The 12,845-nt window shown below is 37.6% G+C and carries 11 protein-coding genes; 2 read left to right on the top strand and 9 right to left on the bottom strand.

The genetic code is table 11. The features are described 5' to 3' along the window. Positions 1–315: 315 nt before the first annotated feature. From AC220I_RS04865 to AC220I_RS04835, 7 genes are all read right to left on the bottom strand, one after another. Positions 316–2,043, bottom strand: a complete 1,728-nt coding sequence (locus AC220I_RS04865) for an ABC transporter substrate-binding protein (protein WP_486722703.1) — start codon at positions 2,041–2,043, stop codon at positions 316–318. A gap of 34 nt (positions 2,044–2,077) precedes the next feature. Beyond that, positions 2,078–2,638 carry an ArsR/SmtB family transcription factor gene (locus tag AC220I_RS04860; RefSeq protein ID WP_486722702.1) on the bottom strand — a complete coding sequence of 187 codons (561 nt, stop codon included), beginning with the start codon at positions 2,636–2,638 and terminating at the stop codon, positions 2,078–2,080. Between the two features lie 133 nt (positions 2,639–2,771). Further along, positions 2,772–4,376 carry a PP2C family protein-serine/threonine phosphatase gene (locus AC220I_RS04855; RefSeq protein WP_486722701.1) on the bottom strand — a complete coding sequence of 535 codons (1,605 nt, stop codon included), beginning with the start codon at positions 4,374–4,376 and terminating at the stop codon, positions 2,772–2,774. A 92-nt stretch (positions 4,377–4,468) separates the two neighbouring features. Next, positions 4,469–6,118 (bottom strand): uridine kinase family protein, encoded by a 1,650-nt coding sequence (locus AC220I_RS04850; protein WP_486722700.1) that lies wholly within the window; start codon positions 6,116–6,118, stop codon positions 4,469–4,471. Positions 6,119–6,134: 16 nt separating this feature from the next. After that, positions 6,135–6,947 carry a hypothetical protein gene (locus AC220I_RS04845; RefSeq protein ID WP_486722699.1) on the bottom strand — a complete coding sequence of 271 codons (813 nt, stop codon included), beginning with the start codon at positions 6,945–6,947 and terminating at the stop codon, positions 6,135–6,137. A gap of 26 nt (positions 6,948–6,973) precedes the next feature. Then, positions 6,974–7,870 carry an RluA family pseudouridine synthase gene (locus tag AC220I_RS04840; RefSeq protein WP_486722698.1) on the bottom strand — a complete coding sequence of 299 codons (897 nt, stop codon included), beginning with the start codon at positions 7,868–7,870 and terminating at the stop codon, positions 6,974–6,976. Continuing rightward, positions 7,867–8,691 carry a GNAT family N-acetyltransferase gene (locus AC220I_RS04835; protein ID WP_486722697.1) on the bottom strand — a complete coding sequence of 275 codons (825 nt, stop codon included), beginning with the start codon at positions 8,689–8,691 and terminating at the stop codon, positions 7,867–7,869. The genes AC220I_RS04840 and AC220I_RS04835 overlap by 4 nt, the downstream gene beginning before the upstream one ends. Before the next feature lie 145 nt (positions 8,692–8,836). On the opposite strand from AC220I_RS04835, the gene AC220I_RS04830 reads away from it, so the two are divergent. Continuing rightward, positions 8,837–9,442 carry a hypothetical protein gene (locus AC220I_RS04830; RefSeq protein ID WP_486722696.1) on the top strand — a complete coding sequence of 202 codons (606 nt, stop codon included), beginning with the start codon at positions 8,837–8,839 and terminating at the stop codon, positions 9,440–9,442. A gap of 110 nt (positions 9,443–9,552) precedes the next feature. Here AC220I_RS04830 and AC220I_RS04825 read toward each other — a convergent pair whose 3' ends face one another. Continuing rightward, the gene (locus AC220I_RS04825; protein ID WP_486722695.1) at positions 9,553–10,281 is read right to left on the bottom strand and encodes a pseudouridine synthase; all 729 of its coding nucleotides are present in this window, start codon (positions 10,279–10,281) and stop codon (positions 9,553–9,555) included. 54 nt (positions 10,282–10,335) lie between these two features. Then, complete coding sequence (locus AC220I_RS04820) at positions 10,336–11,871, bottom strand: RsmB/NOP family class I SAM-dependent RNA methyltransferase (protein ID WP_486722720.1); 1,536 nt, start codon at positions 11,869–11,871, stop codon at positions 10,336–10,338. A gap of 137 nt (positions 11,872–12,008) precedes the next feature. On the opposite strand from AC220I_RS04820, the gene AC220I_RS04815 reads away from it, so the two are divergent. After that, positions 12,009–12,845: ketose-bisphosphate aldolase (locus AC220I_RS04815; protein WP_486722694.1), on the top strand; the 837-nt coding region annotated here is incomplete at its 3' end.

Below are 12,845 nucleotides of genomic sequence, written 5' to 3'. Positions count from 1 at the left end.
AAAAATTTTTATGCTGTTTTATTGAACTTAAATCTGCAAACAGTATTCTTTAAGTATTTGCTTGTATGTGTTCATAAAAATTTAAAACAATACGCCTATCGACTTAAGATTCATTACATAGATTATAGCATAAAAGAACTTGTATATAAGGCTTTAGATAAATAATGTCATATAATTAAGGTCTTTATCCGCTTCTTTACAAATCTATAATTCTGTTTACAAATTGTTAACATTTTCTGAAAATTTAGATAGCCCAGCCAAGGCTGGGCTACTTAATTGTTAGTAAATCTTTTAATAGATCAAAGGCCGTTTAAATTATTGAACGTAGTCTAACTCGATATCTTTAATCGTATATGTCCAATCATAGTAAGGTCCTAATTCCATATTTTTGATTCTGTTGTTAACGCCCCAAGTTTCGTTTCTGTATGCGTTAAAGAGGTATGGAAGTTCTTCGTTTGCAATGATTGCCCATTCTTGATATAAATCAGCTCTCTTAGCTTGATCATATTCTTGAGTTCCTAATGCAAAGATTTCGTCAGCTCTATCATTGTGGAAACCAACTGCATTGTATCCACCAAGAACATCTGACTCAGAACCGAAAATTGCTGTTGGGTCTGGATCGATTGATAACGACCAACCCATGTTGTACATTTCGAAGTCTTGATTGTCATATACTTTTTCAGCTACTGCATTGAATTCCATTAATTCTGCTTCAAGTTCAACGCCGATTTCTTTCCATTGCTCTTTAGCAAGTGCGATTAAGTTTAGAGGCCAATCAACATCATTGTATGCAGTCCATACTAATGATAACTTCATGCCATCTTTATCTCTAACGCCATCGCCATCTGAATCAACCCAACCCGCTTCATCTAATAAAGCTTTTGCTTTTTCAGGATCGTAAGCGTAATCGTTTAATGAAGATGGATCAGGGAATGCCCAAGATACTGGAGAGATTGGTGTATTACATACCGATGCAAAACCTTCCCATTGGTTCTCAATGAATAACTCTCTATTTAAACCATAAGCTAAAGCTTGTCTTACTCTCTTATCTGATAATTTAGGGTTTCTCAAGTTGAAACCAACATAGTTGTAACCATTACCAGTAAACTCTTGAACCACACCAAGACCAGTTGAAGTCATGATGTCATAGCTTTCAAGATTTGCAGGTGGGTTTACGAGGTCGATATCACCAGCAGCAAAAGCAGCTGTTGCAGTTTCTGTTGGTTGTAATTTGATGACAACGCCATCTAATTTAGTCTTGTCTAAGTGATAATCGTCAAATCTTGACATTCTCACATATTCACCAACTTTGAACTCTTCAAATTTTAAGATACCAGATCCTACAGGATTGTTCATAGTTGATTTGAAAGACTCCCAGTTATCGTATTTGTATACGTGTTGTGGTAAGATACCGTAAACGAAATCCCAAATTTTTTGAACGTTTGGTTCAGTGATTGTAAAGCTAATAGTTAATGGATCAATTACCTTAATCCCTTCAACTGAATCCGCTTCACCAGCTCTATAAGCTTCTACACCAACCATATCATTTACAACTGTCCCTCTAGGGCCATCGTAATTTGGATCTGCAATTGTTGTATAAGTAAACGCAACGTCTTCTGCAGTAACAGGTGTGCCATCATGGAAAGTCATGCCTTCATCTAAATGGAATGTGTAGGTTAATTTGTCTTCAGATACATCCCAGCTAGTTGCAGCTGCTGGAATTGGATTTCCTTGTGCATCATTTGTTACCAATGGTTCAAAAACTAAACCAGTAACCCAAGAATCATACACGTTATCAGACATGATTGAATTGAATTTACCGTCTAATGAAGTTGTTGCAACTGTTAATACATTTCCTCTTGTTAATGCTGGGTTTTGATCTGCATCTAACGCTGGCGCTGTATCTACTGCAGCGCTGTCTGTAGCTGTGTCCGCAGGTGTTTGTGAATCTGCTGGAGCTGGTTCAGTCTTTGAGCCACAACCTGTGAGCGCAAAAGAAAATACCATCACAAATACAAGCAATAATACTAGTGATTTTTTCATTGTAATCCCCCTTAAAATTTGAAATAGCTGTTCATTATTCTTTTGGTGGTAAAGGTATCACCATATGAGCAGCAAAGTGTCTATGTGTCCCTTCTCTCGGGTCCTCTTTTCCCTTAAGATAAGAATCCACGACTTGACTTAATTTATCATAAAGTTCTAAAGCTTCCTCTTCTGTGAGATAATAATCCACTGCATAAGAAATCTTTCTGGATGGTCCACTTGAAAGACTCTCAATTGATGAATAAAACTCTCTAGAAATGGTCTCAAAGAAAGCCAGAGAAACTTTATTAATAGAATCACTCATTTCGTCATCCAATGTCACCGCAGTACTGTCGATAATGAGTTTATAAGCCACCGGACAATAATATTTCTCCACGACACCGAATTTTGTTACTTCTTCTAAGAGCTCAATAATCCCAACTTTCTCAAGCATCTTAATATGGTAATTAACCCTACCATGAGGTTCATCCATTATTTCAGCAATTTGCTTTGCTGTCTTTGCACTGCTGTCAAACGCTTCTAAAACTTCTAAGCGATATTGCTGAGATACGGCTTTGATTTGTTCTAAATCTTTAAGAACAAGAACTTCTTTCATAGCACCTTCCCCGTTATATGTTTGCTTTTTCACCCGTAAAAATTAATTTTCGCATAAAAATTAATTTATATATATTATAGTTCTTTAACTTATCACAGTCAATAGAAGCTTGAAATATTAATGCTTCGGGCCTCTAAATATCCATTAATATATAGGTTATGTCGTCATTTAAAGCCCCTCTTTGGGCGTTGATTTTATCTACTATGATGTCGTTAATTTCTCTTGAAGTCAAATTCTTGGAACTCACAAATAATTCAATAATTTCCTCTGTATCGAAAATCTTGTTCTTATCCTTGTCCGTTAAACCATCTGTGTAAAAAAGAAGTCTGTCACCATGTTGTAGCTGTATAGTTTCACTGGTGTACTCAGGTGTAAACAACCCCTCAAGCTTGCAAATCGGAAAGCCCTTACTTTGATCTAAAAATTCCACCTTACCATCTCTTTTAAATCGAATTGGATTACAGTTCATGCCACCTGAGCAATAAGTCAGTACCTTGGTATTTAAATTTAGTGTCGCATAGAATATAACCATGTGCATTTCATCAGGAAAGTTCATTCGATTGAACTGCTCATAAAAATACTTGAGGTTTTTATCCGGGTGCATGCCTCTAAAGCGTTTGATGACACGTTCATTGGATTTTAGATAATTATTACTGAGCATGGTCATCAGTGCCGCAGATATCCCATGTCCTGAAACGTCCAAGAGATATAATGCAACATTGTCATCATCAATACTGTAAATATCATAAAAGTCGCCACTTAGCCTTTCACATGGATAGTATGCCGATGTGAAACTGACATCTCTGTGCGTGATCTTGCTACTTGGTAAAAGAGACTGTTGTATGATTTTTGCATATTCTAGCTCATCAATAATTTTCTGATTGACCTCTCTCACCTGTAAGGTCTTCTTGTCGATGATACGCTTCAAATATTTGGAATAAATATTAAACTGCTTTTGAAGCTGTTGATTCTTTGACTCTGGAATTTTAATGTTAAATGCATGAATTTCTGTTGAGAGTACAATTAAGGCTGCAACATTGATCAGAGTATTTTGAATCAAGGTGTAAGATGAGATTGGCAGTACTGCCAAATAAAACTGGGCAACAAACAATAAAGCAAAGCTGTAGTTCATCATCAGCGTATTGTGACGCGTTTTTTGATGGTCATTGAGGAGGAGCTCTAACAAGAAAATCAAGAGCCCTAAAAGATAGATGATGTTCATAAAATAGATGATTTCATCTTGAATGGCTAAAAGCCTAAAGGTAATCACATAGATCAAACACTCAAGCAAGACCACAAAGGTCGATATAAATGCCATTTTTACATAAGTGATGTCTTTGAAAAAAGCCCTTTTTGATAAAAGAAAGGGTACCATTAAGCTGATACAAAAGAGGATTTTGCCCATGGCAAGAAAAAAATTAACTTCTCTCACTAGGATAATGTTGTTGGTCAGCAAAATCAAAACGGTAATGACCATGTTGACAACATTCAAAAAAGCACCAAATGCAATGGCCATATATTGTCTATTGATGTTGATTTTGCTGGCATAAAATGTGCTATTTGACAGGTAAGTCGCTACCACCATGTTGAACAGGATCATTAACCCCAAGACAATCTTGGAATATCGTAGCAGTATGCTTGTCACCATTAAATGATCAAAGACAAGCGTTCCAAACACCAAAACACTGATCAATAATATTTTTCTATATTGCTTTCTGTTTGACTGAATCTGGTACATATCTCACCTCAAAGTATGCCATCAACATTTTAAAAAAAGTTAGAACAGTAGCGTTCTAACTTTATGAAACCCTCTTTAATTATACACAATTTCTAAACATCAAAACAGCTTCCACCAATAAATTCTTTCAAGATTGAAACATATGGTACTAAATTATCATCCTCTATGGATTTAAAGTAGCTCAAAAATTTCAAAAGTAAAATGGCTTCACCATATTCTGACTCATCTGGTTTGATATTTTTTAAGAGTGGTTCAGCGTGCTTTTTAAGAACAGCAAGTTCATATGGTAAGGCAGTATTGAACATTGCATCTGCTTCTTCTTGATAAGGGAAGATATTGCGTTCCTCACCTCTTCTCACAGAACTCCACATGCCGATGGTCTTCTTGGCTGAATGGCCCCTGAATTGATTGTCCCTAACAATCCTTCTCAAAAGTCTTGTTTGAGTTGTCGGAATGCGATTATGCTCATCGATGTTGAGTTGGGTCAACGCACTCACATAGATCTTAAACTTATCGCGCTTAAAAATTTTGCTTGTGAGTTGCTCGTTGAGTCCATGAATGCCTTCGATGATAATCGGCTGGTCTGTCTTAATTGAAAATGGTTTATTGCGGTACTCTCTTTTACCTATTTGGAAATTAAAGACAGGCAAGTCCACCATTTCACCATCTAAGAGCATCATCAAATCTTGATTGAATTGAGCCACGTCCACTGCATCTATCGATTCAAAATCAAGGTCGCCATTTTCATCCTTAGGTGTTTTTTCACGGTCCACAAAATAGTTGTCTGTTGAAATGGTAATTGGATGAAGACCATTTACCTTAAGTTGAATTCTCAATCGATTTGCAAATGTCGTCTTCCCCGATGAAGAAGGCCCAGCAATTAAGATCACGCGTTTCCCTGTTTTAGTGATTTCATCGGCGATGTAGGCAATTTTCTTTTCATGGAGGGCTTCAGCAATTCTAATGAGTTCTGGATGCGTATCATTTTCAATAACATTATTGAGATTGCTGACATAAGCCATTTCCATGATCTCACCCCAACGTTCACTCTCATTGAAAATATCTGCAATTTTAGGCGATTCAACAAAAGCAGGTGGGCAGAATGGCGAATATTTGGTCGGGTGCATCAAGATGATGCCATTGTCGTATTTAATCATATCAAAGCTCTTGATATAACCTGTACTTGGCACCATATAACCATAGAAGTAATTCTGAAGATCACCACTTTGATATAAATTAATATAATCCGAATCTCTATATTTTAACAAATCCACCTTAGAGTACATGTTGTAGGTCTCAAAAATACGTTTTGCTTCCTCAATAGAAGTTCTCGTCTTAGTAAAAGGCTCATCTCGCTCGATGATTGCGCGCATTTTTGCCTTAATGAGTTCAAAATCTTCATGCATGAGTTTGTGTTCATAATCAAATTCGCAGTAGAGGCCCTTGCTCAAGGAGTGTTCAATGCGAACCTTGATGCCTTTAAAGCACTCAATTGCGGCCCTAATCATGATGAAAGATAAACTTCTTTGATAAATCTTTTCGCCGTCTGATGACGCCAAATCCACAAGTTCAAGCTCACAGTTCTCTTCTACCTGTTCAGTCAACTCTTTGAGAATATTACCACATCTTATTGCCACGATTAAGGGCTTATCCACTTTTTGAATGCTTCGAGCTAGGTGCTCATAAGTCATTCCCTTTTCAAGTTCATATACGCCATAGTCTTTAACATTTATTTTGATCATATTCTCCTCCAACTCTTTATTCAAAATGGGCCACTTGAGCTTCTGATGTCTTCACATAGCCATAGTACTCACTTTCCAACAATGAAATAATGTATTTGTTTACATAAGAATATTTGTAACGATAGATCTCAACCTCAAGAAGGTCTAGGCACTCTCTAAAATCATCCAGCACACAATAGGGATTTCCATATACCCTTTGAATTTCATCGATGCTAACACCTTTAAAACCATGGCCAATCAAAGATTCATGCCTTAACTCAATCAACTGATTCATTTTTTCTGAACTGAGTGTGCGAATCACACTTTCACCTTTGACATCCTGTTTGGCATATTTACGGAAGTACGTATTGATGCCGTAAGTCAAATTGTTGTTAAAGATCTTATAGTGATTTCTTAAGATTTTTAGAATTTCTTTCTTCTGCATAAAGCGTATATGAAAGGTGAAGGTACGATCGTTTAGATGCTTTTTAATAAACATATACTTATAAATCGCTTCCTTAAAACGATAAACACGTCCTAGAAAATCGATATACTCTTCGTTAACGATTTGAAACTTGACATTCTCCAGGAGTTCAGAAAAGAGGGCATCCGGTTGACCATTATTTAAGTCCTCCAAATTTTTCTTTAGCGAAACACAGTTTTCATTGGTTCTGGTCTTTTCTGAAACATGATTTAAAATCTTGCGTGCTGTTTCAAAGTCAAAGTTCACAGCGTATCGACATGAATTCATAAGAACACCAGCATCTGTACGCTCTAATCCCTTTTCTTTTAAGAGTTCATAGGCCCCACCATAATCATACCGTTCTATAAGCTTTTTCAATACTTGCATTGACTCAATCATGCAATCACCAACTTTTACTGTAGTTTTTGAATAAAGTCTTCAATTTCCTTTGATTTTGATTCGAAGGTACGACCATCTACAATCAGCTTATAACCATGTAAAAGCTGTGTTGTAATATCATTGACCTTTTTGCCGCCATATTTGACATCGCCTACGATGGGATGCCCCAAGCTTGACATGCTGGCTCTGATTTGATGGCTTCTGCCTGTTAAAAGTTCAACCTCAACCAAAGTATACTGCTTGTAATGCCTAATCACTTGATACTTGGTGTGACAGAATTTTGATTCGTCTTGATTCGATTTGAGAATTTTAACCTTGTTCTTAATCTCATCTTTAATCAAATACCCCTTGACTTCACCCGGTCCTTTAAGATGTCCCTCTACTATGGTCAAATAAAACTTTCCAATTTTTCTTTCTCTCATGAGTTCATTATAAAACTTCAAACTCTCATAAGTTTTAGCAAAGAGAATTAAACCGCTTGTATTCTTATCCAGCCTGTGGACAGGTGCAGGTCTAAAAGTTTTTGTACACAAGTCCGCCAAATAATACTGCACTATGGTGGATAGGGTGTTCTTATACTCATCCTTATCTGGATGTGTCAGCATACCCTTGGGTTTGTTGACGACTAAAATCTCGTCATCTTCAAAGATGATATCAAGACCGATTTTATCAGGCTTAACTGCTACAATTTCTTTCATCAAGCTCTCGATGGTTTCATCCTGTAAATAAATATCGAGCTTGTCTTCATCTTTTAAGAAATAGTCCTCCTTAACACGTACGCCATTGACCTTGAAGAGCTTTTTTCGAATGAGTTTGTAGACATTTGTTCTTGTGGTATTGTTAAAATACTTTAAAAGAAATCGATCTAATCTCTGGTCTGCTTCATTCTTGGTAATTATTATCGTTTTCATTGATACCTCACAGTTAATATTCGATAGGGCGTACTGAGTTTATACCCAATTTTTTCGTAAAGATGTATGGCATTCTTATTATTTGACATTACAAATAAATAAGGTTTTTTATCTTTCTCAAGAAGCTGTCTCGTGAGCTTAAGGGAAATAGCTTCACCAATTCCCTGCTTTCGATATGACGGATCTACATATATCCCGCCGATGATTCCAAGCTTTTCTGTTTCTTCTTCGATGAGACCCTGTCCAATCAAGCCCTGACTGGATCTCACAAGGTAATACTTTTTTAACTTCAACATCTCTCTAAGATCTTTTGAAATATCATTGATGGATTTGACATTACGACCGAACTGGTTTTCCACATTGATGAAAAACTTTAGTTCTTGAAAGACATCACCGGATGCGGCACTGATCCATTCAAAGGGAATTTCAACCTCACCTATAGTTCTGTTATCATCATAAACCATCAAAACGCTGTCGTCCTCATGTATTGAATCAAGTGTCCGGCATATGACTCTGTAAATGCCCTCAATGACACTCACTTCACCCTTGATGTACTTTGGCTTATGATGCTTTATGGCCTTTAATAAATTTAAATTGCCTAAAACAACTGAATCTGAATAATGGACTGTTAAAGAATTTTTATTAGAAAAGTAGAATAATCCTAGTAGATCACCCTGCTGCATATAACCATAAAAAGTTCCTTGCAAGATACCTTGCTTCAATTCTTCAAAGATTTTTTGAAAATAAAGCGTTTCATCAAAATTATTTTCTAAATAGGCTTCAATTTGCTGTATATCTGATTTTTCAAGTTTTCCAAACATGTCTTCGCCTCCTTCAAAAATTGTAACACGAAAGTAATCAATTTGAAAAGAACATTACTTTAAGAAATAGATAAATTATGATATTCTAGTTAGTGAAGCAGTGCTTTTTTAACTTATGACTAATATTTATAAATTGGAGCGTCCTATGATAGAAAAAATAAAAGACATTTTATATGATTTAAGCGATATAGCAGTTTCACTTTTAATAATTGCAGTCATATTTGTTTCCGTCTCATGGAAGATTTCTGACACCTTGAATATCAACTTGGCCGATACACTCACCAAACCCACAGTTGAAGCTGAAAGTGATATTCCAGTAACGGTTATCATTCCAGACATCAATACGGATAATACCCCTGAGGCTTCTGGTGACACTGAAACGGATGGTCAAACCCAAACGCCAGATACTGAAACCACTTCACCAGACAACACAGAAACTTCCACACCGGATACTGGCACTGACAATGCTTCAACGGATACTCAAGCGCCAACAACACCAGATACAACTCCTGCTGATACCAGCGCCCAAACACCTGTGAAGCTCGTTTCTTTTGAGGTGCCGGAGGGGGCAACAGGCTATAGCATCGGTAAAAAACTTGTCGCTGAGGGCTATGTCGACAACGTGGATACTTTTGTCAATCGACTTGTGGCATTAAAACTAGACAATAAGTTACGCGCTGGAACCTTCAAGCTAAGTAAAAGCGACTCTTTAGACACCATTATAAAAGTACTGGCAGGTCAAAGTCGATAATCCGCCAAACCTTCTTATAACCATCAGTCTAAACCTATAGCATTTTTTATAAAACAAAAGGCGCGCTTGTGAATCCTTCAAAGAGATTGACAAGTGCACCTTTTTTATTTTTATGCTCTAGTCTGGAGACGTTCAAGTTCTTCGTCTGTCAGTTGTCTATAAGCCCCTTTTACAAGGCTTTCATCAAGTGCCAGTGCACCCATTTCAAGTCTTTTAAGAAAAACAACATGTTTATCCACCGCTTCAAACATACGCTTGACCTGATGAAACTTTCCCTCATAAATCACGAGCTCAATTTCTGATTTTTCATTACTTGCACTTAAAATTTCGAGCTCTGAGGGCTTACAAAGATAGCCGTCATCAAGGGTGATCCCCTCAGAAAATCTTTTAATATCCTCAGGGGTCACAAGTCCATCAATTTCAGCATAGTACTTCTTTGGTACGTGTTTCTTTGGTGAGAGTAAATTATGGGCCAAATCACCATCATCCGTTAAAATCAAAAGGCCCTCTGTATCGATGTCGAGACGACCAACTGGAAATACATTATAGAAATTAACATCCTCTCCTAAAAGGTCGATGACCGTCTTATGATGATTGTCCTCTGTTGCAGAAATTACCCCTTGGGGTTTGTTCATCATCAAATAGATGTGCTTTTGATATTTTACTGGCATTCCTTGAAAGAGGACTTGATCCAGGTCCGTGTCCACTTTGATCTTACCACTCTTGACCACACTGCCATTAACTTTTACTTGTCCATATTTTAAAGCGTCTCTCACTTCATTCCTAGAGCCCTTGCCCATATTTGAAAGGAGCTTATCTAGTCTAAGTTTTTCACCCATTTTCTTCACCTCAATAACCATTCATTTCTTTATCTTTAATAAATATACCTAATTTCACATCATACGCCATGAAATAGGATACAAATTCTTGATTACATTTGACTCAATTTTTATAAAACCAAGCGGATATCCAGCAGTGCAAATTAGACAATAGCCCAAGTCTACCTCTCCACTGCTTGTTACCACATCATAATCCAAGGTCTCACCCTTTAAAAATTTTAGGACCTCTTGTGACATCGGTGATAGGTTGACGACATTCTTAAAGTCAGACATGGCTAGTCCCATTGCAAGGGCTTGACTTGGTATGAACTTATCTCTCTTGAACTCGCCCAGCAACCAACCATATCTGGCAACATGCAGTCGCCCTGTATCAATGGCGTCTTCTGGCAACAGATAGAGCTTGTCCCGATCCAGCTTAAACACACCAGCAATCGGCACATTTAAATATTGTTTTACAAAACTCAAAAAGCCTTCAGGTGCTTCACTCAAGATTTGATTTCGTGGTGGTGCTTCCATTTTATTGGTCTTCCCTGCTCGATTGTGCTTTCCTTTGCCGATGGTTTCACGGTTAAGGTCTCTCTTGCCTTCATTTCTTTTAAGCTGGACACTGTTCCCTGATGCGTCGCCTTTTGTAATAGGATAAGACTTTTGATCTTGAACCATTAAGGGGCGTATTGTCGTTTGTGAAATCCTATCGGTAGATTCCCTGAACTCTGCGTCCCCCTTATATACCATTGCGCCAATGAAATGACCTTCACCCTTTAAGGCATGCGGCCACAAATGTGCAACGCCATCGGTCACATCAAAATGTTCTGACTTGATATCTTGTTTTTCAAAATGCGCGTCTACTCCTGACAAATAAGCCATTTGTGCTTCATTTTCAACATCGGCAAATGTGCAGGTTGAATATACAAGTGTCGTCTCATCCTTGACAAGTTTTGGGACCTCGTTGAGTATTTCACGCTGCATCTTGGCACAGACTTCGTTTGCATAAGCCTCCCAGGCTTTGATTGCCTTGGGGTCTTTTTTGAACATGCCTTCTCCCGAGCAAGGTGCGTCAATTAAGATCTTATCAAAAAAATGTGGCATGGCCTTTGAAATTGCATATTGATCATCATTGAGGACCAAGACATTTTTAAGGCCGTATTTTTCAACATTCCTTACAATTGCTTTAACCCTCTTGTCGTTGATGTCATTGGTAACGAGTAAGCCAGTGTCCCCTGTATAGGCTGCTATCTGGATGGACTTCCCGCCAGGTGCGGCACATAGGTCCAATACATGTTCACCCGCTTTTGGCTTTAAAATAGTCACAGGTGACATTGCAGAGGGCTCTTGAATATAATATAAGCCCGCATAGTAAAGGGGGTGTTTTGTAACTTGATCTTCCTCACGATAGTAGAAACCATCCTCAGTCCAAGGTATAGGCTCAAGCGGGTAAGGAAAAATCGACAGAAAATCCGCCACTGATATTTTTAGAGTGTTGACCCTCAGTCCAGTATAAGTCGGTCCTTCATACGAAGCCAAAAAGGCGTCAAAGTCATCTCCCAATCTTTCTCTCATTCTATTTTTAAACGCAAGGGGTAATTTCATATGCATATGTTCCTTTTTATTTTAGTCTAGCCATTTAAAACCATATGATTTATAATAACATATATAGCAGGTATTTTGTTTATAAAAAATTGTAACCAAAATTTGCACTTAATCCATAAATAAAAGGAGTGATTACAGTGCCATTAGTAACGACGAAAGAAATGTTTAAAAAAGCCTATGAAGGCGGTTATGCAGTAGGTGCGTTTAACGTAAACAACATGGAGATTATCCAAGGTATCGTTAAAGCTGCTGCTGAAACAAAATCACCACTGATTCTTCAAGTATCAGCAGGTGCACGTAAGTACGCTAGCCCTGTTTATTTGAAAAAATTAGTTGAAGCTGCTTTAATCGAGCATCCAGAGCTTGATATTGCACTCCATCTTGATCATGGTGAAGATTTTGAAATCTGTAAAGCATGTATTGATGATGGTTTTACTTCAGTAATGGTTGATGGCTCTCATTTATCATTTGAAGAAAACATCGAACTCACTAAAAAAGTAGTTGAGTATGCTCATGCAAGAGGTGTTGTTGTTGAAGCTGAACTCGGTAGACTTGCTGGTATCGAAGATGCCGTAAATGTATCTGCTGAAGATGCAACTTACACAGATCCTGCCCAAGCGGTTGAATTCGTAGAAAAAACAGGTTGCGACTCATTGGCGATTGCTATTGGAACAAGCCATGGTGCATACAAGTTTGCTGCTGATTCTGATCCGAAATTGGACATCGAAAGATTAAAAGTGATTTCTGAACTTCTTCCTGGATTCCCACTTGTATTACACGGCGCTTCTTCAGTAGTACCTGAATACGTTGCTATGTGTAATGAATACGGTGGTAAACTTGTTGATGCTAAGGGTTGCCCTGAGCCTCAATTAAGAGAATCTGCAAAATACGGGATCTGCAAGATCAACATCGACTCTGATTTAAGACTTGCACTTACTGGAACAATCAGACAACAATTTTCAAAAGATCCAAGT

The organism is Fusibacter sp. (genome assembly GCF_057447755.1).
The sequence above is the reverse complement of the archived record's forward strand: the minus strand, read 5'-3'. Positions and strand labels throughout refer to the sequence as shown.

Excerpts from the sequence above, each read along its gene's own strand:
- AC220I_RS04865 (WP_486722703.1), bottom strand. The coding sequence starts at position 2,043 with ATGAAAAAATCACTAGTATTATTGCTTGTATTTGTGATGGTATTTTCT.
- AC220I_RS04860 (WP_486722702.1), bottom strand. The coding sequence starts at position 2,638 with ATGAAAGAAGTTCTTGTTCTTAAAGATTTAGAACAAATCAAAGCCGTA.
- AC220I_RS04855 (WP_486722701.1), bottom strand. The coding sequence starts at position 4,376 with ATGTACCAGATTCAGTCAAACAGAAAGCAATATAGAAAAATATTATTG.
- AC220I_RS04850 (WP_486722700.1), bottom strand. The coding sequence starts at position 6,118 with ATGATCAAAATAAATGTTAAAGACTATGGCGTATATGAACTTGAAAAG.
- AC220I_RS04845 (WP_486722699.1), bottom strand. The coding sequence starts at position 6,947 with ATGCAAGTATTGAAAAAGCTTATAGAACGGTATGATTATGGTGGGGCC.
- AC220I_RS04840 (WP_486722698.1), bottom strand. The coding sequence starts at position 7,870 with ATGAAAACGATAATAATTACCAAGAATGAAGCAGACCAGAGATTAGAT.
- AC220I_RS04835 (WP_486722697.1), bottom strand. The coding sequence starts at position 8,691 with ATGTTTGGAAAACTTGAAAAATCAGATATACAGCAAATTGAAGCCTAT.
- AC220I_RS04830 (WP_486722696.1), top strand. The coding sequence starts at position 8,837 with ATGATAGAAAAAATAAAAGACATTTTATATGATTTAAGCGATATAGCA.
- AC220I_RS04825 (WP_486722695.1), bottom strand. The coding sequence starts at position 10,281 with ATGGGTGAAAAACTTAGACTAGATAAGCTCCTTTCAAATATGGGCAAG.
- AC220I_RS04820 (WP_486722720.1), bottom strand. The coding sequence starts at position 11,871 with ATGAAATTACCCCTTGCGTTTAAAAATAGAATGAGAGAAAGATTGGGA.